Source organism: Shewanella halotolerans (assembly GCF_019457535.1).
Taxonomy (GTDB): Bacteria; Pseudomonadota; Gammaproteobacteria; order Enterobacterales; family Shewanellaceae; genus Shewanella; species Shewanella halotolerans.
In genome coordinates this window covers 4,438,663-4,462,813 of the sequence record NZ_CP080417.1, presented here as the reverse complement: position 1 = coordinate 4,462,813, position 24,151 = coordinate 4,438,663, and the positions used below count along the sequence as shown (strand labels likewise).

General features: G+C 54.9%; 22 protein-coding genes. 11 read left to right on the top strand and 11 right to left on the bottom strand.

Annotated features, from left to right (window positions below; genetic code table 11):
- The first annotated feature begins 108 nt into the window (after nucleotides 1–108).
- The 3 genes from K0H81_RS19290 to K0H81_RS19280 all read left to right on the top strand — a co-directional run bounded on the left by K0H81_RS19290 (nucleotide 109) and on the right by K0H81_RS19280 (nucleotide 2,451).
- Entirely contained in the window at nucleotides 109–1,281 is a 1,173-nt protein-coding gene (locus K0H81_RS19290) for an HD-GYP domain-containing protein (protein WP_220059387.1), read from the top strand.
- A gap of 123 nt (nucleotides 1,282–1,404) precedes the next feature.
- On the top strand, nucleotides 1,405–2,130 hold the full coding sequence (locus K0H81_RS19285; protein WP_220059386.1) for a DJ-1/PfpI family protein: 726 nt from the start codon (nucleotides 1,405–1,407) through the stop codon (nucleotides 2,128–2,130).
- Between the two features lie 129 nt (nucleotides 2,131–2,259).
- The gene (locus tag K0H81_RS19280; RefSeq protein ID WP_220059385.1) at nucleotides 2,260–2,451 is read left to right on the top strand and encodes a hypothetical protein; all 192 of its coding nucleotides are present in this window, start codon (nucleotides 2,260–2,262) and stop codon (nucleotides 2,449–2,451) included.
- Here K0H81_RS19280 and K0H81_RS19275 read toward each other — a convergent pair.
- From K0H81_RS19275 to rimK, 5 genes are all read right to left on the bottom strand, one after another.
- The gene (locus tag K0H81_RS19275; RefSeq protein WP_434086871.1) at nucleotides 2,392–3,339 is read right to left on the bottom strand and encodes a YeiH family protein; all 948 of its coding nucleotides are present in this window, start codon (nucleotides 3,337–3,339) and stop codon (nucleotides 2,392–2,394) included. The two genes, K0H81_RS19280 and K0H81_RS19275, sit on opposite strands and share 60 nt — an antisense overlap.
- 171 nt (nucleotides 3,340–3,510) lie before the next feature.
- Complete coding sequence (locus K0H81_RS19270; RefSeq protein WP_220059383.1) at nucleotides 3,511–4,881, bottom strand: magnesium transporter; 1,371 nt, start codon at nucleotides 4,879–4,881, stop codon at nucleotides 3,511–3,513.
- Between the two features lie 123 nt (nucleotides 4,882–5,004).
- A complete protein-coding gene (locus K0H81_RS19265) occupies nucleotides 5,005–5,430 on the bottom strand; it encodes an ATP-dependent zinc protease family protein (protein ID WP_011867460.1) in 426 nt (141 codons plus the stop codon).
- A gap of 30 nt (nucleotides 5,431–5,460) precedes the next feature.
- Nucleotides 5,461–6,483 (bottom strand): succinylglutamate desuccinylase/aspartoacylase family protein, encoded by a 1,023-nt coding sequence (locus K0H81_RS19260; protein WP_220059382.1) that lies wholly within the window; start codon nucleotides 6,481–6,483, stop codon nucleotides 5,461–5,463.
- Nucleotides 6,484–7,389: a 30S ribosomal protein S6--L-glutamate ligase gene (gene rimK / locus K0H81_RS19255; protein WP_011867458.1), complete on the bottom strand. Its 906-nt coding sequence runs from the start codon at nucleotides 7,387–7,389 to the stop codon at nucleotides 6,484–6,486. It lies immediately after the preceding gene.
- Nucleotides 7,390–8,104: 715 nt separating this feature from the next.
- On the opposite strand from rimK, the gene K0H81_RS19250 reads away from it, so the two are divergent.
- Nucleotides 8,105–8,911, top strand: a complete 807-nt coding sequence (locus tag K0H81_RS19250; protein WP_220059381.1) for a PD-(D/E)XK nuclease domain-containing protein — start codon at nucleotides 8,105–8,107, stop codon at nucleotides 8,909–8,911.
- Nucleotides 8,912–9,103: 192 nt separating this feature from the next.
- Here the strand turns inward: K0H81_RS19250 and gorA are convergent, their stop codons facing one another.
- From gorA to K0H81_RS19235, 3 genes are all read right to left on the bottom strand, one after another.
- Nucleotides 9,104–10,459, bottom strand: coding sequence for a glutathione-disulfide reductase (gene gorA / locus K0H81_RS19245; protein WP_220059380.1), 1,356 nt, complete (start codon nucleotides 10,457–10,459; stop codon nucleotides 9,104–9,106).
- A gap of 131 nt (nucleotides 10,460–10,590) precedes the next feature.
- On the bottom strand, nucleotides 10,591–11,118 hold the full coding sequence (locus tag K0H81_RS19240) for a hypothetical protein (protein WP_220059379.1): 528 nt from the start codon (nucleotides 11,116–11,118) through the stop codon (nucleotides 10,591–10,593).
- A 153-nt stretch (nucleotides 11,119–11,271) separates the two neighbouring features.
- Nucleotides 11,272–12,048, bottom strand: coding sequence for a YjbH domain-containing protein (locus K0H81_RS19235; protein ID WP_220059378.1), 777 nt, complete (start codon nucleotides 12,046–12,048; stop codon nucleotides 11,272–11,274).
- Between the two features lie 327 nt (nucleotides 12,049–12,375).
- On the opposite strand from K0H81_RS19235, the gene prlC reads away from it, so the two are divergent.
- Nucleotides 12,376–14,415: an oligopeptidase A gene (gene prlC / locus K0H81_RS19230; protein WP_220059377.1), complete on the top strand. Its 2,040-nt coding sequence runs from the start codon at nucleotides 12,376–12,378 to the stop codon at nucleotides 14,413–14,415.
- An 85-nt stretch (nucleotides 14,416–14,500) separates the two neighbouring features.
- Here the strand turns inward: prlC and K0H81_RS19225 are convergent, their stop codons facing one another.
- Complete coding sequence (locus K0H81_RS19225) at nucleotides 14,501–15,004, bottom strand: lactoylglutathione lyase family protein (protein ID WP_220059376.1); 504 nt, start codon at nucleotides 15,002–15,004, stop codon at nucleotides 14,501–14,503.
- A gap of 92 nt (nucleotides 15,005–15,096) precedes the next feature.
- On the opposite strand from K0H81_RS19225, the gene K0H81_RS19220 reads away from it, so the two are divergent.
- Nucleotides 15,097–15,969 carry a LysR family transcriptional regulator gene (locus K0H81_RS19220; protein WP_220060899.1) on the top strand — a complete coding sequence of 291 codons (873 nt, stop codon included), beginning with the start codon at nucleotides 15,097–15,099 and terminating at the stop codon, nucleotides 15,967–15,969.
- Between the two features lie 100 nt (nucleotides 15,970–16,069).
- On the opposite strand, the gene K0H81_RS19215 is transcribed toward K0H81_RS19220, so the two are convergent.
- Nucleotides 16,070–17,683: an AbgT family transporter gene (locus K0H81_RS19215; RefSeq protein ID WP_258406336.1), complete on the bottom strand. Its 1,614-nt coding sequence runs from the start codon at nucleotides 17,681–17,683 to the stop codon at nucleotides 16,070–16,072.
- An 875-nt stretch (nucleotides 17,684–18,558) separates the two neighbouring features.
- Here K0H81_RS19215 and K0H81_RS19210 point away from each other — a divergent pair.
- Genes K0H81_RS19210 through K0H81_RS19195 form a run of 4 tightly spaced genes read left to right on the top strand, consistent with a single transcriptional unit; the run spans nucleotide 18,559 to nucleotide 21,254 of the window.
- Nucleotides 18,559–19,128 (top strand): LemA family protein, encoded by a 570-nt coding sequence (locus K0H81_RS19210; RefSeq protein ID WP_144201366.1) that lies wholly within the window; start codon nucleotides 18,559–18,561, stop codon nucleotides 19,126–19,128.
- A 16-nt stretch (nucleotides 19,129–19,144) separates the two neighbouring features.
- Entirely contained in the window at nucleotides 19,145–20,155 is a 1,011-nt protein-coding gene (locus K0H81_RS19205; RefSeq protein ID WP_220059375.1) for a DUF3137 domain-containing protein, read from the top strand.
- Nucleotides 20,155–20,886 (top strand): lytic transglycosylase domain-containing protein, encoded by a 732-nt coding sequence (locus tag K0H81_RS19200; protein ID WP_220059374.1) that lies wholly within the window; start codon nucleotides 20,155–20,157, stop codon nucleotides 20,884–20,886. Before K0H81_RS19205 ends, K0H81_RS19200 begins: the two co-directional genes overlap by 1 nt.
- Nucleotides 20,887–20,891: 5 nt before the next feature.
- On the top strand, nucleotides 20,892–21,254 hold the full coding sequence (locus K0H81_RS19195) for a nuclear transport factor 2 family protein (protein ID WP_144201372.1): 363 nt from the start codon (nucleotides 20,892–20,894) through the stop codon (nucleotides 21,252–21,254).
- A 28-nt stretch (nucleotides 21,255–21,282) separates the two neighbouring features.
- Here K0H81_RS19195 and K0H81_RS19190 read toward each other — a convergent pair whose 3' ends face one another.
- Complete coding sequence (locus tag K0H81_RS19190) at nucleotides 21,283–22,119, bottom strand: 23S rRNA (adenine(2030)-N(6))-methyltransferase RlmJ (RefSeq protein WP_220059373.1); 837 nt, start codon at nucleotides 22,117–22,119, stop codon at nucleotides 21,283–21,285.
- A gap of 159 nt (nucleotides 22,120–22,278) precedes the next feature.
- Here K0H81_RS19190 and K0H81_RS19185 point away from each other — a divergent pair, with 159 nt between their 5' ends.
- Complete coding sequence (locus K0H81_RS19185) at nucleotides 22,279–23,058, top strand: class I SAM-dependent methyltransferase (RefSeq protein ID WP_258406335.1); 780 nt, start codon at nucleotides 22,279–22,281, stop codon at nucleotides 23,056–23,058.
- The last annotated feature ends 1,093 nt before the right edge of the window (nucleotides 23,059–24,151 follow it).

Sequence of the window (24,151 nt, the reverse complement as noted above, 5' to 3'; positions counted from 1 at the left end):
TTCCCTCCTATCACAGTGTTTTCACAGGCAATCGCACCGAAGCTAAGGGATTTAGACTAGGCTAAAAAGGAGCGGATGCGAAAACCGGGTGATTTTTTGGAAAGCGGTATGACCGAAAGTGTGAACGAAAAAGCGGATGTCATGAAGGTGCCGGTGCCAAACCTGGCGCTGGGTATGTATGTTGCGGCTATCGATCATCAGGGAAGAGTCAATATCACCAATCCGGGACAGATTAAAGATCGACAAGCCATAGATAAGCTGGTGCGTAACGGTATCGAGTATGTTTGGGTCGACGTAGAAAGGTCGGCGCCAGAGTGTGGACTCAGGCCGAAACAAGAGCCAGAGAAGATAATACGTCTGACCCGGGATCAATCCCAGGAGAAGGCCAAACGCCTGATGAGCGAGGCGAAAGATCTGGTCAAGAAGGTCTTGTCCGAGACCTTCGAGGGCAAGGCGGTCAAGGTAGAGCCCTTCGAGGCACTGGCGGACAAGATGCTCGAATCCGTCATGCTCGATGCCGACGCCTTCAAGTGTATCTCGGCCCTGCGCTCCAAAGATGCTTACCTGCTGGAACACTCCATCAATGTCGCCTTCCTGCTGGTGACCTTTGGTCGCTATCTCAAGCTTAAGCGTAGCGTGCTCAAAGAGTTGGCGGTGGGCGGTATCTTGCACGATATCGGCAAGGTGCGCGTCAATAATCGCATATTGCACAAGCCGGGACGCCTGACGCCTGAAGAGTTTGAGCATATGAAGCTGCATCAGGTTTATGCCAAGGAGATCCTGGCGGAAACCACTGGCCTGTCGCAGATCAGCCGCGACGTCTGCCTGATGCACCACGAGAAGCTCGATGGCAAGGGCTATCCCAATGGTCTGCAAGGGGAGGAGATCTCCCTCCATGGCCGCATGAGCTGTATCGTGGATATCTTCGACGCCCTGACCGCGACTCGCTGCTACAAGGAGGCGATGAGCCCGGCCGCCGCCTTTAAGATTCTCCTCAGCCTGACCCCCTTCCATCTGGATGAGAAGCTGGTGTATGAATTTATTCGCTGTGTCGGCATCTACCCTGTGGGTTCACTGGTGCAACTATCCGACGGTCGGATTGGCATAGTCTGGGAGGCGAAAGACAGAGATGCCCTGCATCCAGTGCTCAAAACTTTCTATTCGGTGAAGCATAAGCATTACACAGAGGTGACCATGGTGGATCTGCTTAAATCGGATCTCTTCATCGAGCGCGGCGTGTCGCCCAGCAGCCTGGATGTGGACCCAACGCCTTTCTACTGATCAGGCATCAACGTTTCACTGGATTTGCGCGCCGGCTAGCAGAAGTCCCCTGTGCTGCTGTATGGCGCGTCGTGGGCGGTTACACTGGCGCCAATCTCTTACCTAAACTGGCTTAACTCATAGATGAACAGACGAGAATTTATCCTGGCCGGCGGCGCGGTGTTCGCCGCCGGTCTCTCTCCTAAGCTTTTTGCCGCGAGTCCGACTTCGAATCAAATACAGACGCATTCCCCGTCGGGTGATCAAACCCAGGCGCCGCTCAAGGTGCTCGCCCTGGTGTTTGACGACTATGAAACCTTAGATCTTCATGGCCCGCTAGAGATGTTGGGGCATCTGCCCAGCGTCGAGATCACTCTGATCGGCCCCCAGTCTATCGTGCGCAGCTATCAGGGGCCGAGAGTGGTGGCCGATCGCCTGCTCGATGAGGTGGTCGAGTGCGATCTCCTGCTGGTCCCCGGTGGCATGGGCACGCGCAAGCTGGTGGACGACGCCCGCCTGCTGGAGTGGCTAAAGCGTCAGGCCAAGGTCTCTAACAAGGTGTTCTCCGTCTGTACTGGCGCAGCCCTGTTGGCTAAGGCCGATCTACTCAATGGCGTAAGCGCCACCACCAACAAGATGGCCTATTCCTGGGTGATAGGATTAAACGACAAGGTTATCTGGCAGCCCAGCGCTCGCTGGATGGACGATGGCCGTTTCCTCACCTCATCCGGCGTGTCGGCGGGGATAGATGCTGCCCTCTTCTATATCGCCCAAACCTATGGCGAGGCCCAAGCGCGGAAGATAGAGGCGCTCACCGAATATCAATGGAACAGCGACGCCGACAAGGATCCCTATGCCGTCATAAGTTAGTCGATTTAGTGCTTAGCCGATTCAGCTATTTGTTAGTAAAAACGGATATTTGCTGAGATTTCGGCGCCAATAAATAATAGCCACTCGATCATTTCGCCAGACCATTTGGTCAAATATAAGGAGGCAAAGATGAAGAAGTGGCTAGTGCTTTTATGTTGCGCCTTCCTGTTGGCGTCCTGGCTCACCACAGGGCTAACCCGCTCCTTGGTGGAGCTGGCAGCCTTTATCACCATAGTGACTTTGGTGTGGCGCTACAGCACCTCAGCTAAAGTTGACGATGTAGAGCAAAGATCCCGCGCCGATAATCAGCCAGAGCAGTAATCCCAGGGCCATCGGCCGCATTCCCGCCTGGCGCATCTTACCTATGGTGATCCCCGCGCCTATCATAAACAGACAGAGCACCAACACCCGCTTCGACAAGGCAAAGATACCGTCATACAGCACCTGTCCTTGGGGCACCAAGTGCGCCAGCAGTATGGCGAGACAGTAGAAGAGGATAAAGAAAGGCACGGCGACCTTGCGTCGATTGCCCCCAAACGCCATGGCACTCACCAGCGCAACCGGCACTATCCACAGCGCCCTGGCCAGCTTGAGGGTGGTCGCCGTGCGCAGTGCCTCGTCGCCATAGGCCGAGGCGGCGCCTACGACCGACGAGGTGTCGTGGATGGCGATGGCGCTCCACACCCCAAAATGATACTGACTCAGCTGCAGCAGATGCCCAAGGGCCGGAAACAGAAACAGGGCGATGGAGTTGAGCACGAACACGGTCGCCAACGCTATGGCCGTGTCCTGGCTGTCTGCCTTGATGGCCGGGGCCACGGCGGCGATGGCGCTGCCGCCACAGATGGCGGTGCCCGAGGCGATCATATGGCTCAGCTTGGCATCGACTCTGAGCAGCCTGCCCAGGGCCGTCCCCAGCAGCAGGGTGAAGACGATAGAGCCTAAGATAAGCCCGATATTTTGGCTGCTGGCGCTGATGGCGGCGTCGAGCTGAATACCGAAGCCCAGGCCGATAATGGCGTAAGCCAGCAGCTTCTTGGTCAGGGCGCCGATATCCAGATTGTGGGGCACCAAACCTAGGCTGGCCAGGGTGAAGCCTATTACCAGGGCGATGGGCGATGAGATCACCGGTGTCAGGCAGAGGGCACCGGCGACAAAGAAGATCGCCTGAGCCGGGGGAAAGGGCCACTTTTGAAACAATGCTTTCATCGGTTCCATATCTTGTTTAACCAGATGGGCAGGTTTTATCCTGCCCACCGTTTTCGAATGCCGGGTGTTTTACCACAGAATCGAGCCTATTAACCTTACCTATGTCAGGTTTCGCCGCGCCGTCTTGTGTTACGCCACATGCCTCGACTCATATCAACGCCAAGTCTAGGGCTAGCTCAGGAGGAGCAGGCTACCCAGGCCGAGGAAGATGAAGAAGCCCACCACGTCTGTGACCGTGGTGAGGATCACCGAGCCCGCCACCGCAGGGTCTATACGCATCTGCTTGAGCACAAAGGGAATAACCGTACCCGATGAGGCGGCCGCCAGGCTGTTGAAGACGATGGCTACGAAGATGATGCCACCCAGCGCCAGGGAGGAGAACCACCAACTGACCACCACACCTATGAGGGCGCCCAGTAGCACACCGTTGAAGGCGGCGATCTTCAGCTCCTTGTCCAGCAGCAGGGTGAGGTTGCTGCGCTTCAAGTGGTTCAGCGCGATACCCCGCAGGGCCACCGCCAGTGTCTGACTGCCGGCGATGCCGCCCATGCTGGCGACGACCGGCATGAGTATGGCCAGGGCCACCACCTGTTGCAGGGCATCGCCAAACAGGCCGATCACCCAGGAGGCGAGAAAGGCGGTCAGCAGGTTAGTGGTCAGCCAGATGGCTCGCATGCGCGCCGCCACGCCAACCGGGGTGAAGAGGTCTTCCTCATCCTGTGGGGTCTCAGACACCAGCACCTCCAGGCTTCGCTCCTTGAGGCGGTGCATCAGGGTCGACAGGGCGATGGCGCCGATGATCTTGCCGCCTTTCTCCACCGGCACCCATGCAAAGCCTGCTGCCGGATTAAACTGCTGCGCCGCCTGGGTGATGTCCAGCTCGTCGCCTACGGCCTCGAGTTCGGTGAGACATTCAGACAAAGGCGTGGCGGGATCGGTACGATAGAGCTGCTCAAGTGTGCAGCCACCGTGGAACTGCCCCTCGGCATCGACGCCATAGACGGCCACATATTCCCGCTGCTTCTGCTTGTTCAGCCGCTCCAGCACTCGGCCGACGGTGGCGGTGGGGCGCGAGCGCAGAATATTGTTGTTGAGGTAACGGCCGACGGCCTCATCCTGGTAGCTCAGCGCCTGCTGCATCTGCTCCGTGGTGAGGGCTTCTTGCTGATCCAGATAGTCTTCGACAATATCGCCGGGCAAGATCTCGGCGAAGGTGAGGATATCTATCTCAGAGATGCGCCGTGCCAGTCCCTGTAGCTGCTCTGGGCTAAGCAGGTCTAAGACGTGGCGGGCGGTTTCATAGTGCAGCAGGTGCAATATGGGCCAGCCGCGGTCGATTGGGATCTTACGGCAGATGGGCGAACGATACTGGTCGCTCACCGACTCCAGCAGGTCGGCCAGGTCGGCATCGGAATAGTCGCTGATAAAGCCGAGAGAGGGCAGCTCCTCCGCCTCGGGATGGCTGACAATGTCGATGACGCGGGCGAGTAAATCGTCTCTGGCCGCCTGATCGGTTTGTGCTGTTGGGTCTGGCATTGTCATAGGGGATGTCCTTGGTTGAGCTTGGGGGACAGTGTAAGGGAAAGCCGTTAACTAAACCATTGAAACGCTGACCTTTGGTCGGCAAAGGTGTGGTGAGTGCCTGCGATAACAGGCACTCACTGGCTAGCCGTTAATCAGAAAACTCTGGGAGGGGTCCACCAGGACGCGATCGCCCATGGCCTCGCGGCCCAGTAGCATCAGGTAGGTCATGTCCTGGCGATTGCTCAGGGTCAGTTCTATGGGCCACTCATGCTCCCCCAGCTTGAGGGTGGTCGCTATCACGCAGCGCTGCTCTACCTCGCCGTTGGAGGACTTGATGCGGCGCGAGTCGCGCACCGGCGCCTTACAGTGGACTATCTGCTCCAGGTCATACACGTCCGGGTGCAGGTCGAAGGCGACATAGGGGCGCCCGCCCACCTTGATCCGCTTGAGGTTATCCACGTGCAGGGCAGAGGTCTTGGCGCCCGTGTCGATGCGCACCTGCAGATCCTTGATGCCCAGATCCGGCAGATCGCAGGCCTCTAAGTTGCCTATGATGATCTTGTTCATCGCTTGTATCCCTTAATGTCTCGGCCGCCCCTAGATGGTCTGGGTGGTCAGCGGCATTATCTGATCGTTCATTATCTCAATATGTTCCGCCACCTCGTCGGCAGCGCTACCAAAGTAGGCCACATGGAACATGGCGTCTCCCTCCAGCACCAGGGGGATATTCTGCTTGCCGATGACGATACCCGTGCGGTTCGATACCACGCTCTGGATCAGCTCGCCCAGTGGGCTGTTGATCTCCGCCAGCACCTGGCCCTTCTCCACATAGGCGCCCAGCTTGGCAAACTCGCACACGAAGCCGCTGGCCGAGGCGCGGGTCCAGTCGCTGCGGTTGGCGATAAAGGGGGCTATCTTCTTGCGCTGCTGACGCTTACGTATCAGCCCAAGTGACGACAGCACATTGCGGATCCCCCGCTCGCCCGTCTGTATCGACAGCTCATCAAACCTTAGCGCCTGGCCTGCCTCATACAGTAGCACCCGGGTGCCCTTGTTCACCGCGGCTTCCCGCAGCGAGCCGTCGCGCACGTTGGCGTTAAGCAGCACAGGCACGCCGAAGGCCTGAGCCAGGGCCAGGGTCTGCTCGTCATCCAGGTTGGCGCGGATCTGCGGCAGGTTAGATCTGTGGATCGCCCCGGTATGCAGATCGATACCATAGTCGCAGTGCTGCACTATGCTGTTTAAGAAGGTGTACGCCACCCGTCCGGCCAGCGACCCCTTGGGCGAACCGGGAAAACAGCGGTTAAGGTCACGCCTGTCGGGCATGTAGCGGCTCTGATTCAGCACTCCATAGACATTGACCATGGGCACCAGAATCAAGGTGCCCTTGAGCAGCTTAAGCTTGCTCTGGATCAGCCGGCGGATGATCTCGATACCATTGAGCTCATCGCCATGCACCGCGGCGCTGACAAACACCTTGGGGCCATCTTTCTTGGCCCGGATCACATGCACAGGTATCGACACCTGAGTGTCCGTATACAGGCTGGCCACCGGTAGTTCAAGCTGGTGCTGGGTGCCAGGCTGGATATCGACACCCGCTATGGTAAGTGCTTCGCTCATTTAGCCTTTTCCGCGCGTTCTGTTGGCGTTGGGTTTCGCCTTCTTCTCAATAAATTCATAGATCAGCCCGGCCACATCCTTACCTGTCGCCTGTTCTATCCCTTCAAGTCCCGGCGACGAGTTCACTTCCATCACCACTGGGCCGTTGTTCGATTGCAAGATATCCACACCACAGAGGTTGAGCCCCATTGCCTTGGCGGCGTTGAGGGCCGTCGCGCGCTCATCCTTAGATAGGCGCACCAGCTGGGCCACACCACCACGGTGCAGATTAGAACGAAACTCGCCTTCGGCCGCCTGACGCTTCATGGCCGCCACTACCTTATCACCCACCACGAAGCAGCGGATATCGGCGCCGCCCGCTTCCTTGATGAACTCCTGCACCAAGATGTTGGCCTTGAGACCCATGAAGGCCTCGATCACGCTCTCGGCCGCCTTATTGGTCTCGGCCAAGACCACACCTATGCCCTGGGTGCCTTCCAGCAGCTTGATCACCAGGGGCGCGCCGCCCACGTTCTTGATCAAATCCTGGATCTTGTCGGGCTTGCTGGCAAATCCGGTACGTGGCAGGCCGATGCCCTTGCGTGATAGCAGCTGCAGGGATCTCAGCTTATCGCGAGAACGACTGATGGCCACAGACTCGTTGACGCAGAAGGTGCCCATCATCTCAAACTGGCGCACCACGGCCGTACCGTAGAAGGTGATCGACGAGCCGATGCGAGGGATCACGGCATCATACTTAGGCAATACCTTACCCATGTAACGCACGGTTGGGTTGCTGCTGGTGATATCCATGTAGCAGTGCAGTGTATCTATGATGTCCACCTCGTGGCCGCGCGCTTCGCCGGCTTCTTTCAGGCGTTGGGTGGAGTATAAGTTTTCGTTGCGAGATAAGATTGCAATACGCATCTCTACTTCCTTAGTGTAAATCTTTAAGTAATTAAAATAATGCTTTCAAATTCAAAGTGATTGTTGGCCTCAGGGCGAACAATCGAGAGCGACGGCGCTAGGCGTCGCGTGGGGGTGAGGTCACCTAAGCACGGCGCGCGGCCAGCAGAAAAGCTCAGTTGGCTTAACTATAGTCATAATTGGCCACCACCGTGGCGCCGCTGACTTTTTTCCTTGGTTTTCATTCGATTGTCTGAGGTTTTCCATCGCCTGTTTAGGGCGCGACCTTATTGATAAACCCCAGCGGAGAAAAGCTAATTTTTTTTGTCGTGACCACAATGGATTTTGTTGCCGAACCCAAGCCATGACGGGAGTGTTATCTACGCTGGATTTGACTCACTCTGCAGTACCGTGCAAGTCACACTTTTGGCTGATGTTCAGTGATTCAGCGCCAGGAGTAGACTAAGGCAGGAGTGAAGGATAAGGCTGATAGATCTGCTTAAGACTTAGTTAATTTGATAATCCGCTTTGCTTATTGCTTCGCATATAAGAGTTTGGATTATCGTGTTGCCTGTTAAATGGGAAGCATTGCAGGTCTCGTCCTTTCCTTTAAATAAGCGGCTCCGCATTGTTTTTGGGCCTGCTCACTTTTCCTTGTTATGCAGTGGTGTTATTGATATAAATTTCAGATGGTTAAAAAATTTGTCGCGATCTGTATTCGGTGACGGTGATTTACATGGGCGGCATTCTCGCTAATAAGCGTTGGCCTTACTCTGGAGAGTTCATGAGGATTCTTGAAAAAGTAGATAAATTAATCGAAAAGGGACAGGCCGTATTGGCTTCACATCGGCCGAACCCGCCAGGTGTTATTGGATTCCCAACTTGTGACTCAGGAATATTTGCCACGTGGAAAACACAGTCACTGTCTTTATTAGAACGGCAATTTTCATCTACAAGTGCATATTATCTAGAATTTCAAGACAAGGTTAAACAACCCTACACCGGATCAATTAGTACAGGCATTGGTGTTTTAACAGCAGTTAAAGAAGAAATAGAATCTGGAGATGTCAGTACGGTAACAGACACCAAAAATCCTATTCAAGTCATAGAGAATCTGTGTGATAGGTTCCATTTAGTCGCTAGGCAGTTACGAGAGCGGCACGATGAAAGAGACACAATAGATATTCAAGATGAATATGATGTCCAAGACCTTTTTCATGCGTTACTACACGTTGATTTTGAAGATATCAGGCCTGAAGATTGGGTTCCAAGTAATGCGGGAAAATCCACGCGCGTCGATTTTCTACTTAAACCTGAAGGAATCGTTGTAGAGATCAAGAAAACACGAAAAGGGCTTGGGGCCAAAGAAATTGGCAGCCAACTCATCGAAGATATTCATAGGTATAGTTCACACCCTGATTGTGATGCTCTTGTATGTTTTGTCTATGATCCAGATGGTCGTGTAGCAAATCCGCGTGGTCTGGAAGCTGATTTAAACAAAGATAGTGATGAGCTAGTTGTTAAAACATTTATCAGGCCGTAAGGCTAACAAGTTGCTCAAATACGTTCCGGCCACAAAAAGCGAGGCCTCCGCCGGACTCGCTAATGCTCGCCTTTTAGCGGGGCGTTAGCCGATATCTCCACAAGATGAGCGCCAATTCTCATCGCGGCAGCATTAAAAAGGCCAGACATCTGTCTGGCCTTTTGCTGTTCTCTCAATTAAGAGACAAGCGTATTAACGCATGGTGACGAACTCTTCGGCGCCTGTGGGGTGGATGGCGACGACGGCGTCGAAGTCGGCCTTGGTGGCGCCCATCTTGATGGCGACGCCGAAGCCTTGCAGTATCTCATCCATGCCGTAACCGATGCCGTGGATGCCCACGACCTTCTCCTCTTTACCGGCGCACACCAGCTTCATCTTGCAGGCCTGACGGTGGGCGGTGACCGCAGTGTACATTGAGGTGAAGCCTGAGTTGTAGACCTTGACGTTCTCCTCGCCATATTGGGCGATCGCCTCGGGTTCGGTGAGGCCCATGGTGCCTATGGCCGGGTGGCTGAATACCACGGTTGGTACCAGGCTGTAATCCATCTTGGCATCTGTCATGCCGTTGAACAGGCGCTCAGATAGCAGGCGGCCCGCCTTCACGGCAACCGGGGTCAGCTCTATGCCACCTTCTATGATGTCGCCGACGCAGTAGATGCCTTGGGCTGTGGTGTTTTGCTGGGCATCAACCACCACATAACCCTTGTCGTTAAGCTTAACATCTGTGTTTTCCAGGCCGATCTTGTCGGTGGATGGACGACGGCCGATGGCCCAGATTAGGGTATCGATCTCATAGCTCTCGCCATTTTCCAGCTTGAGGGTCAGCGAGCCGTCGGCGTTCTTGGTGACAGATTCTGGAATGCTGTGGGTGTGCAGGCTAGGGCCGTCTGTGGCCATAGACTCCATCAGGGCTTCGCTCAGCATAGGGTCGAAGCTGCGCAGCGGTGCGTGCTTACGTACAAACAGGTGAGTCTCGCTGCCCAGGGCATGGAGTACACCCGCCAGCTCGACGGCGATATAGCCTGCGCCGACTACGGCCACACGCTTAGGCTGCTCGTTGAGGGCGAAGAAGCCATCTGAGTCGATACCATATTCGGCGCCCGGAATATTAGGAATGGTCGGGGTGCCGCCGGTGGCGATTAGTATATGGTCGGCGCTGTAGTGCTCGCCATTCACCTCTATGGTGTTGTTGTCGACGAAATGGCCATAGCCGCGCACCAGGGTGACGCCGTTGCTGTCCAGGCCTCTGTCGTAGGCGCCGTGGATGCGCTCTATGTAGGCCTCGCGGCTCTCGACCAGCTTGCTCCAATCGAATTTATTGACCGATACGTCGAAGCCATAGTCTTTGGCGTACAGGTGCATGGCCTCGGCGACTTGGGCGCCATACCACATGACTTTCTTAGGGACGCAGCCGACGTTAACGCAGGTGCCGCCCAGTGCCTTGGCTTCGATCAGCAGTACCTTGGCACCGCGCATGGCCGCACGGTTGGCCGAGGCGATGCCGCCGCTGCCGGCGCCTAAACAGATATAGTCAAAATGTTGAGCCATCTTTTTCTCCAAATTCGAAGGATTGCATATGGGGGTCATTGTAGGGGTAAAGCGACAAGCAAACCAGAGGCGTGTGCGCCCTTTAGCAATAGACCCGCGTCAGGGCGTATGACTTTCAAATGAGTTTGCGTTTAGCGCCGGTATTGGCACTTGTGATGGTCGCTCTGGCTTGGCCCCTCGGCGCCGCACTTCATGCAGACCCATTCGCTTTGGCGGGCGCGAAGCTCCTTGTCCTGATAGCCGTAATCCTGTTTCGCTTGCCGCTTGAGGCTCTTCTCCAGATGCGACATACGCTTGTCGAGCCAGCGGCAGCTGGGGTCGTCGGCCACATGTTGGCGACTGGCGAGCTGCTGTTTGCGGCTTAGCTGTTTTTGACTTAGTTTCTTAGTGCGTTTCTGTTTGGGTTTTTGGGTGGATCTCTTATCCCGGCGCGACTTGGGCTGCGTCGGGCTGGCGCGATAGTTAAGGGCGCCGGTTGGGTTGTCAGGGATGACGAGTGGATTGCCCTCGCTGTCCAGGGCGCCGTCGGCGGGCAGGGTGATAGTCTCAGTTGTGAGCGGCGCGTCTTTTTCTTGGGCCTGAGCGGCGCAGATGAATAGTAGCGAGAGTGCGATGGTGTTTAAGGTGAAATAGGTAAGCGTTCGATAGTGGCCAGACATTCCGTGTCCTCCAAGTCAGGGCTGGCACTCCTTGCCAGCCTTAGATAAAGCTAGTTCATGGCGAGCCAGCTTTCAATGAAGGACACAGCCTAGGCTGTCGGTTTCAGGCTATAGCCCTAGAACCTGGAACCTAGAGCCCTAAAAGCTAGAGCCCTAGAAGCTGAAGGTGAGGTGCAGGCCCGCGTAGGTGTTGTTGAGGCTGCCCTTGGTGTCTGGGTTTTCCTGCTTAATATCGTCCTGGGCCAGGGTGCGGCTCAGGTGGCCCGAGAGTACCAGACGGTCGGCCAACTGATATTGGGCCTCGAGACCAAACTGAAAATGGTTAGGGCCGTTGTGCGCTTCGGTCACATATTGGAAGTCGAACGCCTGGGTGACATAGGGCGTCAGTGTGAGTCTGTCTGAGACAGGCCATTCGCTGTGCAGGCTGGCCTCGACAAAGTAACCCGCCGCCTCGGTGGAGTAGGTGTAGCTCAGCGAAGGGGTTAACCAGGCGATGCCTGTGTATTCCAGGGTGGCGAACAGCTCGTTGTCGCCGCAGCGCTCATCGCCGTAGGCCTCGATGCGCTGGTAACCCAGGGCGGCACTTAAGTTGTCGCCAAGCTCGAAGCCATATTCCAGCCCCATGTTCCACTCTATGTAGTATTGGCTATCGCCACGACCGACAGTGGTAAACAGGGTGAGATCGTCTATCTGCACGGCGGCGGTTGCCCAGTAGATGCCGCCCTTGTCTAAGTTGCTACGCCCCTCTGAGATATATTTCGAGTCCCAACCCAGGTCGAGGATGACGTTTGTATCCGGGCCTTCGCTGTGGCTGATGATGTTGTTGATATGCGAGTCATCGACAGTGCCGGTAATGGCCTGGTCGGCGGCGTTGGCGGTACCGGCCAGCAGTAGACCGATAATATAAGAGTGGCTGATCAATCTGTTCATGGGTGTAACACTGAAATAAGTTTGGGATCGGGATGAATGATAATGGGTCAAATATTAAACATAAATGAGAATTGGTTGCATTTGCGATCCGCTTGGCAATATCTGTGTTGTAAATGTGAAGTAAATATAGCCTTGTTTTAGATCAAGGTTTTTCATCCGGGCTGCTGTTAGGTCTCAACTTCCAGGTCTTCAGTGTTAGGTTTGTAGACCTAGCTGTTAAATCCTGGGTTTAGCTCTCTTCTGCGGGCTAGTTTGCTAAAGATGCTTGAATAGTCGCGCCGTCGCCCATACATAATCTCAATACCCTAAGATTGACGAGGACAACAGATGAGTAACCCTTTGCTAAGCGGCAGTGAATTACCGCCATTTTCGCAAATCAAACCCGAGCATATTCAGCCAGCCGTCGAGCAGGGGATTGCTAATTGTCGCCAGAAGATCGATGAGGTGCTCGCCAGTGGCGGTCCCTACACCTGGGATAATCTGATCGCCCCGCTCGAGCAGGTGGATGGCGAACTGAGCCAGATCTGGTCGCCCGTGTCGCACATGAACTCTGTGCTCAGCACTGATGAGTGGCGCGCCGCTCACGATGCCTGCCTGCCGCTCTTGTCTGAATATGGCACCTATGTGGGTCAGCATCAGGGGCTGTATCAGGCCTATAAGGCGCTGAAGGAGTCCGACGAGTTTGCCCTGCTAAGTCAGGCGCAGCAAACCAGCATCACTCACAGCCTGCGTGATTTCGAGTTATCTGGCATCGGATTGAACGATGAAGATAAACAAACTTATGGAAAACTGGTTAAACGTTTATCTGAGCTAACTAGTAGCTTCTCAAATCAGCTATTGGACGCCACCCAGGCCTGGACCAAGTTGGTGACCGATGAGCAGGAGCTGGCTGGTCTGCCCGAGTCTGCCATTGCCGCGGCTAAGGCGATGGCCGAGGCCAAAGAGCAGCAAGGTTGGTTGTTTACCCTGGACTTCCCCTCTTACCTGCCCGTGATGACCTACAGCGACAACCGTCAGCTGCGAGAGGAGTGCTACCGCGCCTTCGTGACCCGCGCCTCGGATCAAGGCCCTAACGCAGGAGAGTTCGACAACGGCCCGCTGATGGATGAGATATTAGATCTGCGTCATCAGCTGGCTAAACTGCTTGGCTTCGACAGCTTCGCCCATAAGTCGCTGGCGACCAAGATGGCCGAGTCGCCACAGCAGGTGCTGGATTTCCTTAACGAGTTGGCGGCCCGCTCTAAGCAGCAGGGACAGAACGAGCTTGCCGAACTGACCGCATTCGCCGAGAAAGAGTTTGGCGTGAGCGAGCTGGCCCCATGGGATCTCACTTATTATGCCGAGAAACTCAAGCACCACAGATATGAGATCTCCCAGGAGCTGCTGCGTCCTTACTTCCCGGAAGATCGTGTGCTTTCAGGCCTCTTCTATACCGTGTCGCGCCTGTTCGGCCTGACCATAGAGGAGCAGGAACATTTCGACAGCTGGCACAAAGATGTGCGTTTCTTCCATATCAAAGATGCCGAGGGCGAGCACAGAGGCAGCTTCTTCCTGGATCTCTATGCCCGCGAGGGCAAGCGTGGTGGCGCCTGGATGGACGATTGCCGCGTGCGTCGTCAAACCGCCCACGGCCTGCAGAAGCCGGTGGCCTACCTCACCTGTAACTTCAATGCCCCGGTCAATGGTAAGCCTGCGCTGTTTACCCACGACGAGGTGACGACCCTGTTCCACGAGTTCGGTCACGGCATTCATCATATGCTGACCAAGATAGACGTGGCGGGCGTATCAGGCATCAACGGTGTGCCTTGGGACGCGGTGGAGCTGCCGAGTCAGTTCATGGAAAACTGGTGCTTCGAGGAGGAGGCCCTGGCCGAGATCTCCGGACACTTCGAGAGCCATGAGCCATTGCCTAAGGCCATGCTAGACAAGATGCTGGCGGCGAAGAACTTCCAGTCAGGCATGATGATGTTGCGCCAGCTGGAGTTTTCGCTGTTCGACTTCCGCCTGCACCTGGAATATGACCCGGCAGAGGGTGCCCATATTCAGGCCAAGCTGGATGAGGTGAGAGAGCAGGTTGCCGTGGTGAAGGCCGCCGATTTCAACCGTTTCCAACACAGCTTCGCCCATATCTTTGCCGGTGGTTACGCCGCGGGTTACTACAGCTATAAGTGGGCCGAGGTGTTGTCGGCCGATGCCTTCTCGCGCTTCGAGGAGGAGGGGATCTTCAACGCCGATACCGGTCGCAGCTTCCTGGAGAATATTCTCGAGATGGGCGGAAGCCTGGAGCCAATGGAGCTGTTTAAACGCTTCAGAGGCCGTGAGCCAGAGATCGACGCCCTGCTGAGACACTCGGGCATTCAAGGCTAATGCCTTGTTCTGATTAGTCTAAATAAACGCGAAAAGGCCAGCCCTGTGATTAGGGTTGGCCTTTTTTATGGGCAAGTGCTTGGGATTAGTAAGCGCCCGCACTATAGGTCAGCTCATAGCTGTGGCTGTAGATCTCTAAGATGTTGCCGAAGGGATCTTCCATATAGATCATGCGGTAAGGCTTCTCGCCTGGGTAGTAGTAACGTGGCGCCTGCATGCGCTTCTTACCGCCGGCGGCGACAATCTTCTCTACCAGGCCTTCGAGATCCGGGTCCTGCACGCTGAAATGGAATACCCCCGTCTTCCAATATTCGAAGTTGTCTTCCGGGTTCTCCTGGTTGGCAAACTGAAATAGCTCGACGCCTATCTTGTCGCCGGTAGCCAGGTGGGCGATACGAAACGAGCCCCATCCCGCGCCGAAGACGTCGGTACACATCTCGCCAATGGCGCTGTCATCTTCCACAATTTCTGTGGGTTTCATGATGAGATACCAGCCCAGTACCTGGGTGTAGAAGGCGACGGCCGCATCGAGATCCGGCACCGAGATGCCTATGTGTGAGAAGGTTCTTGGGTAAGCTGGGTTGTTCATGCTGTGCTCCTGTTGGTGAGTTGGGCACAGATTACAAAGTGAACTAAATTATGTAAAATTATCAAAATTAATCATTTTGAGTACAAAGCGTGATGATGAATCCTATCTGGTTGCGCAGCTTCTGCACCTTGGTGGAGTTGGGGCATTTTACCCGCACCGCCGAGCGTCTGCACATGACCCAATCTGGCGTCAGCCAGCATGTGCGCAAGCTGGAGGAGCAGCTCGATACCCAGCTGCTACTGAGAGAAGGCAAGAAATTTTCCCTGACCCACGCCGGGCGTCAGCTATACCAGCAGGGGCAGGCGATACTGCAATCCCTGGCTCAACTTGAGCAGGGGATCAAGCAAGACCCGCCCTTCGCCGGAGAGGTACGCCTGATCTCCCCCGGCAGCGTCGGCCTCAAGCTCTACGGTGAATTGCTTGAGCTGCAATGCGCGCACCGTGAGTTGTCGCTGGATTATCGTTTCGCCTCCAACGCCGGGGTCGAGCGCGCCATCGCCGCCATGGAGGCGGATATCGGCCTGATGACCCGCCAGCCAGAGCTGTCCGAGGTGCAGGCCGAGGCGATTGCCGAGGAGCCGCTACTCTTAGTCACGCCAGCGGACCAAAGGTCTCTCTCCTGGGAGGGGCTGCTACAGCTGGGCTTTATCGATCATCCCGACGGCGCCCACCATGCCAAGTTGCTGCTGGGGGCTAACTACCCTGAGTTCGAGCACTGCGATCAGCTGCCGAACCGGGGCTTCTCGAATCAGATAGGTCTGATATTAGAGCCTGTGAGTCGTGGCCTGGGCTTTAGCGTCTTGCCTGCTTATGCGGTGGAGGCCTTTGCCCGTCAGGATAAGATAACCGCCCATCGGCTGCCGGTAGCCGTCAGCGAGACTATCTATCTTTGTCGTCGACGTCAGGCCGTGCTGCCGAGACGGGTCGATTCGCTCAGCGAGGCCATTAAGGCCTGCCTGGCTTAGCAAGTGAGTAAGGCCTGTTTGGCCTGGAAAGATCTGGCCTAGAAAGATCAGGTTTAGAAAGCGAGCGAGACCGGCGGTTTCACCGGTCTCGCAATTGGTATTAAGGCGTGTAGTAGGTTGCCGCGCCTGGGCCGACCGGCAGCCCCAGGGCAAACACCCAGATGAAGAAGAAACAGGTCCAACCGATGAAGAAGACGATAGAGTAAGGCAACATGGTGGCGACTAGGGTGCCTATGCCCAGGTGCTTCTTATACTGGGAGGCCACCGCCAGGATCAAACCGAAGTAGCTCATCATGGGGGTGATCAGGTTGGTGACCGAGTCGCCGATACGATAGGCGGCCTGAATCGTCTCTGGGGCATAACCCACCAACATCAACATGGGCACGAAGATAGGTGCCGTCACCGCCCACTGGGCCGAGGCGCTGCCCAGCATCAGATTGATAAAGCCACACATCATGATAAACAGCAGGAACACCAGCGGACCTGTGAGGCCGATGGCGTTGAGGGCATCGGCCCCTGCTACCGCCAGCACGGCGCCCAGGTTAGTCCACTTGAAGAAGGCGACAAACTGGGAGGCGAAGAATACCAGCACGATATACATACCCATGGTGCTCATGCTGTGGGACATGGCGTCGATCACGTCCTTATCTCGCTTCATGGTGCCCACCACCTTGCCGTACACCAGGCCAGGAATGGCGAAACAGATGAAGATGAAGGCCACTATCCCCTTGAGGAAGGGCGAACCCGCAACCAGCCCCGTCTCTGGGTGACGCAGCGGTGCATTTTCCGGCACCACAGAGAGCGCCAATATGCCGCCCAATACTAAGATAGACAGACCAGCCATCTTCAGACCCTTGATCTCCAGCGGCGTGACGCCATCCATCTTCTGATTGTGCAGATCTATGCTGGCCTCGCTGGGATCATATTTGCCCAGCTTGGGCTCGACGATCTTCTCAGTGACCAGGGCGCCGAGAATGGTGATGACAAAGGTGGAGGCGAACATGAAGTACCAGTTGACCTCTGGGCCTACTAAATAGTCGGGGTCGATCATCTGCGCCGCCGCTTCGGTGATGCCCGACAGCAGAGGATCCACCGTGCCCAGCAGCAGGTTGGCGCTGTAGCCGCCGGAGACACCGGCGAAGGCCGCCGCCAGACCCGCCAGGGGATGGCGCCCGAGGGAGTGGAAGATCAGCGCCGCCATGGGGATCAGCACCACATAGCCCAGCTCGGCGGCGGTGTTGGAGACGATACCTGCGAAGACTATGGTGAGGGTAACCAGACGCTTAGAGGCGCCCATCACCAGGGTACGCATCGCGGCCGACAACAGGCCGGAGCGATCGGCGATGCCGACCCCCAAGAGGGCCACCAGTACAGTGCCTAAGGGAGTGAAGCCGGTGAAGTTGGTCACCAGGTTGGAGACTATCATCCTCAGGCCTTCGGCATTCATCAGGCTGACCACGTGGATCAGGCCATCCTCGCCGCGTCCCGCCGCGCCGACCGGACGGGGATCGTTTACCGTCAGTTCTAAGTAGCCGGCGATGCCGCTGATCACTATGACGGCGGCGCAAAACAGGGCGAAGAGGGTGATGGGATGGGGCAGGAGGTTACCCAGGTGTTCGACCAGGTTGAGAAAGCGGACGAAAATGCCCTTCTTGGTCGTCGATGGTGTCGGGGGCTGACTGGCCACCAGACCATCTTCTTGGTTGGAGCTCATGGTGTTTCCTTCATCTTGGGCATCTGGGTGCCCTTATCATTTTGACCGCCTGTAGGCGGAGTGTTAGCACTTTATGATGAAGGAGTTGCTTTAACTGAAGCTTAATTTGCCAGATTTGCCCACCCATAGCGGGTTATGGCGAGTGGTTAATGGAGAGTACTGAAAGTAATAGTGGCGGCTTCGTTCAGGCAAAAAAAAGCCCAGCTTAGTCTAAGCGGGCCAATGAAAGGATGATGATTGAAACCAAAGCCCAACTAGGGAAGATTGGGTTGCCTCTTGGTTGATTAAGATAATAGCCCAGGCTGGCTGTACGAATACTGAACAGGCGACAGCTTTAAAGGCTGGAGCCGCGATTGGACAAACGCCGGTGAAAAAGTGAAAAACTTCATTAGGCCGTCCTCTGCCTGCAAGGCCTGATCTCACTGGTCAAACTCTGCGCAACTAGCAGGCTAAGTTTGAATGCAGGGGCGACAGTGTCTATGAAATACGCAGCAGATCGACCGATTTTTGCCCTAATGCCTCGCTGATTGCCGATAAAGCCTGTCATTTTGACCCTTGGCTTGGGGGATGATTTTGATGCAGCAATATTGCATCAATCTATATAACGTTGTTTTGTATTGCTATTTATCTTTGATTCGCCGCTTGTTGTGCTTTTTAGTGCGCGCCGAGTTAAAAGCGGTGAAGCTAGGTGAAAAGGATGCTTTTAGCGCAAAAATGGCGTGATAAATATCATTTTTGGTGAAAAAAGATGAATATAGCAGCAACGCCTTGCCGTAAATGGCACTGATAAATTGCTGGAAATCATCGCGAAAATCGGTGAAGCTGGTGCGTTAACTAACGAGATATAAGAATAACTATAGGGAAGGAACTCAAAGATGGAAGGTTTGCTGTTAGGCCTTGGCCTAGTCGTTATTATCACCTACCTCTGGTATGTCAGCCTGATCAAGAAGCGTAACGCCGTGCGTGAAGCCTTGTCGGGTATCGATGTGCAGCTGAAGAAGCGCGCCAACCTGGTGCCCAACATCCTCAAGATTGCACAGAAATTTATGGATCACGAGAAGTCGCTGCTGACGGAGATCACCGCGCTGCGTACTCAGGTGACCGCGGGCTATGACCTTAACGATGCCGCCGCCATCAAGGAGCATCTGGGTCTGGCAGAGCAGCTCAACAGCAAGATGGGCCAGCTGATGGTCAGCGTCGAAAACTACCCCGAGCTCAAGTCTGACAAGACTATGGTGCAGGCGATGGCGACCTATAGCGAGGTCGAAGAGCATATCTCGGCGGCCAGACGTTTCTACAACGCTGCCGTGTCCGAACTCAATACCGCGGTGGAGATCTTCCCCGGCTCAATTATCGCCTCTATGGCCAAGGTCAAGGTGATGCCTTTCTATGAGGCCGATGAAGCGTCTAAGGCGCCGATCGACGCATCCGATTACCTGAAGTAAGCCGGGTTCAGATGCCATGAACCCCATCAGCTTCATCCTCGGGGCGCCGATTAAGGCCCAGCGTGAGCCGCAACGCCTGCGGGCAGACCCCGAGGAGTTGGTACAATTTAAGGCTTATTATGAAGAACATATCGAGCCGCTCACCCGTAAATTTGAAAACCACAGGGTCTCCAGCCTCAAGGCGCTGCGCGGGCGTATCTATACCAGCTTAGGGATCCTCCTCGGCCTGGCCCTGTTGATCCTTATCTTTAGTATGTCCGGTTACCTGGATATCCCCTGGGTCTTCTTCATCGTGTTGTGCCTCCCCTTTGGCTGGTGGAGCTATCGTCCGCTAAAGCGCTATAAGCGGGATGTGAAGCAGGAGGTGTTTCCCAAGATCTTTCGTTACTTCGGCCCCGACTTTATCTTCAGCACCAGCCATAACATGAGCCTGACTCAGCTCAAACGCTCCAAGCTGTTGCCCCACTACGACAACGCCTCATTCGATGACTATGTGCAGGGCACCCATAAGGGGGTGGAGATCGCCATCAACGAGCTGTGTCTGACCAAGCAGGTCAAACGCGAGAAGAGCACGGAGACAGAAACCGTCTTTCGTGGCGTCATGGTGCAGCTCAGCAGCCACAAAAGGTTTAAGGGCCATACCGTGGTGGTGAAGAACCGCGGCGGCCTGGTGAATTTCCTCTCCAGCAGCTTTAAGAGCCTGAGTCGGGTCAAGTTGGAAGACCCGAGATTCGAGAAGCAGTTTGATGTCTTCTCCAGCGATCAGATCGAGGCGCGCTACCTGCTCACCCTAGGTTTCATGGAGCGTCTGCAGTCACTTGCTAACCTGTTTTCCGGCAAGATCCAGTGTGCCTTCTACGAAGACAAGCTGTTGATCATGTTGCAAAGCGGCGACAATCGTTTCGAGCTGGGCTCTATCTTCAACGGCGCGACCTTCGAGTACGAATTTAGCCAAATTAACCGAGAGATGAAGCAGCTTTTTGCTATGATTGAAGTACTTAAACTCGATCAGAACATTGGATTCTAATGCCTAGCCGTGCTCGTCCTGTGCCTCATTTTGTTCAAAAGCTGCTGTGTCTCTGGTGCGGCTTGGCGCTGTGTCTGCCTTTAGGTGCCACCGAGCAGGCACAGAAGCCGCGCTACAAGGCGAGCTATTCTAAGCATGGCATCTTAAGCAACGGCGATGCCCCGCGCCTGGATGAGACCGACGACAGCAAGATCAAGGTTTATCAATACACCCAGGCCAACGGCGTGGTGGCCTTTGCCGACCATGCCCCGGGCGACAGCGAATTCAGGGTCTTGTTATATGAGTGCTACGCCTGCAAACCCGACTCAGATCTCGACTGGCAGAAGATGCCGCTGTTTAGCGCCGAATATGATGAGTTGATCTCACGGGCGGCCAAGACCCATGGGCTGGACCCTGCGCTTATCCGCGCCGTGATCCACGCCGAATCCGCCTTCAACGTATTTGCCCTGTCGCGCAGTGGTGCAATGGGCTTGATGCAGCTGATGCCGGGTACTGCCAAGGCGATGGGGGTGAAGAATCCCTACCGGCCCGAGCAGAATATCGACGGCGGCGCCCGCTATCTGGCCAAGATGCTGGCAAGGTTCGACGGCAATATCGATCTGGCCTGCGCCGCCTATAACGCCGGCCCCACCACAGTGACTCAGTACAAGGGGATCCCGCCCTATCCGGAGACCCAGGCCTATGTGAAACGGGTCAAGATACTGCTGAAACGCTATCAGAAGCTGGGGTAGATGAGATGCGCCAGACCATTATCGAACTGGAACTCGCGCTACTTAGCCCAGAGGTGCGCTGCGATGCCAATGTACTCGACGAGCTGATCCATGCCGATTTCTTGGAGGTGGGCGCTACCGGGATGAGCTTTGGTAAGCCCGAGGTGCTGGCGCGTCTGCCCAAGGAGAAGCCGCCGGCGTTTAAGATAAGTGATATGCAGTATCGCTTGTTGAGTGAGGACCTGGCTCAGCTCAACTATCGCGCCTGCTTTAAGCCGGTGAACGAGGTGGATAAGCGCTATTCGCTGCGCACCTCGCTGTGGAAATGCGATGGGGGGCGTTGGCAGATGATCTACCATCAGGGCACGCCCTGCGCGCCCTTCTTCTAAACACTAAAAGTATTCGTTATTGAGGGCGTTATTCGCCCACTTCCCAGGTGACCTGTACATGGCCACCGCCCTGATTGAGCAAGGGATCCAGATATTCTAGCGTCGTCTCGGCTATCTCATCGAGCTGCCAGGGGGGATTGATCACCCAGAGGCCGGCTGCCGTCATGCCAAACTCCTCGCTGTCAGGTTTTATTGCCTGCTCTATGCGTAGCTGACGCTTGATGCCGCTCTGCTTGAGCAGCTCGAACATCGCCTCCGTCTGCTCGCGCTGCACCACGGGATACCAGATCATGAAGACACCGGTGGCGAACTTCTTATGGGCCTTGATCACCGCCTTGGCGACCTCCTGGTAATCGCTCTTCATCTCATAGCTGGGGTCGATGAGGATGACACCGCGACGCTCGAGTGGTGGCACGGCGGCCAACAGCCCCTTGAGGCCATCGCCCTTGATCACCTTGATCTGCTTGTCGCCCAGTTGCTCTTCAAGTCGCTGATGATCTGTGCCGTGCAGCTCGTGCAGCACCATGCGATCCTTATCTCTCAGGTTCATGTCGACAAAGGCGGGCGAGCCTGGATAGAGCTCTAGCTCATCTGAACCATTGAAGTGTTTGATATCGCTGACGTATTGGCTAAGTGCCTCGGGCAGGTCCTGCTTGTCCCACAGCTTGGCGACCCCCTCTAAATACTCGCCTGTCTTCTGGGCAAACTCATCGGATAGCGCATAGCCGCCGGCGCCGGCATGGGTGTCGATATACACCATGGGCTTATTCTTCTTATGCATCAGCTTGAGGATTTGCAGCAAGATGCTGTGCTTGAGCACGTCGGCATAGTTTCCGGCGTGGTAACCGTGGCGGTAACTTAACATGAATATTCCAGATGATGAGGGCGCTAGCCTGATAGGGCGATTATAGGGGGGATGCCAGCCCAGGTACAGCGCCTGGGCCTAGGCCGATAACAATGCCATATTCAGCGCGGCGCAGTTTTGGCATAATGGCGGCGTGATTTCATAATTGACCGAGCCAAAGTGACAGCATCATCGACCCAGCCCGCCTCTGTGGGGATCTTTTTTAATCGCCAATACCCGACCCTGGAAGCCGTGTGTGACCGTTGGGGGCTGGAGTTCGACGCAGACGCCCTGTTTGAGCTGGTGTTCGAAGATAACTGCCTAGTGTTGAATAAGCGTGACGAGCCCAAGCTGAAGGGGATATTTGTCGATTTCGTCTCTGGAGCCGTGGCCCACAGACGTAAGTTCGGCGGTGGCCGGGGTCAGGCGATCGCCAAAGCCGTTGGCCTTAAGCAGGGGGTGACCCCGAGTGTCGTCGATGGTACCGCAGGTCTTGGGCGAGACGCCTTCGTGCTTGCCAGCCTGGGTTGCACTGTCACCATGGTGGAGCGTAATCCCGTGGTTGCCGCCCTGTTGGAAGACGGCCTGCGCCGCGCCTATGATGATGCCGATATCGGCCCCTGGATGCAGGAACGCATGCGCCTGCTGCATGGCTCCAGCCTGACGACGCTGGCCGAGCTGGGTGAGCAGGTGGATGTGGTCTATCTGGATCCTATGTATCCCCACAGGGAGAAGTCGGCCCTGGTGAAGAAGGAGATGCGGGTATTTCAATCGCTGGTGGGCGCCGATCTCGATGCAGACGGCCTGCTGGCCCCCGCCATGGCGCTGGCCAGTAAGCGGGTAGTGGTTAAGCGCCCCGATTACGCCGACGACCTCGACGGCGTCAAACCCAGCACCCGCATCGAAACCAAGAAGAACCGCTTCGATGTCTACGTCAAGGCCGCGATGAAGAGCGAGTAGGGTAAATGCAAGCCTATTGAATGGGTAAGGAGTTTACAAATTAGAGCATTTATCATACTCAGTGAAGTGCTTAACTTATTAAATAAGCCCGTTAAGTACGGGCCTATTTTTGCGATTAAAGGTCATATTCAGGCCTGACAACATCAAACAGGATATACAGGAAGATCGATAATAACTATCACCACTTTTTAGTGATCCCGCGACCTCCTTCATAGCTTTGACTGTACGTTGCACGCACATTCTCCCTTGTTTGAGTCACTGTTCGTTTCTCATCTTCTTGCATTACCTAGAAAACCTGGTAGCCCTTCTTCAGCCAGAGTGCCTATCGATGACGTTATGTGTTTTTGTGATTTTTATACCAGATCAACAGGGTAGTCAGGGGCAAGATAATTTGGCAGCAGGCCTTCATCTACAGAATCATAAATACTTTACTCGGCACTGCCGAATGTCTGCTTGGTGATATGGCAGTTCTGGATAGTAGCCTTATTCGTGAGAACTGATTTGGATATTAGGCGTAAGGCAATAAGTTCGAATAGACCTGCATTCATAATTTAAATTCCTTTTACATCGAATCTTCAGCCTAAAGGAAATCATAAAAAATTTTCAATCCCACCTGTGACAATCCGTAACCAAGATCTCTCATTAAGGCAGTCTCTTGACTCATTCACGGGATGACAGTGTTACAAAATCAATTTGTGTATGAGGTAAGTCGCAACAATGAACAGAGGTTCAAGGCGAAAAAAAGTGTAATCACCCGTAAACATTTTCCCTTGAGATAATTTTGCTGACAAATGGTTATAACGATATAGCGTTTTGCTATATGCATGATTTTGTAGTTTTTTTCACTGCGCCAAAAGACTGACTCTTACCTATGTGTCTCGCAACATACTGATTTTAATTGATAATTAATTATTCTGAGTGTTCGCGTGCTGCTCAGTATATACCTGTAAAAAATATATGGGTATAGCGTGATCCAGATCACAAAAAGTAAGAGTGGGGGCTATTAATTAACCAGGGATGATCCGTATAGTGTCACCCGTCCAGTTAACAAAAAATAAACTCTAAGGCAACGTTTTTGTTACGAATTATCACA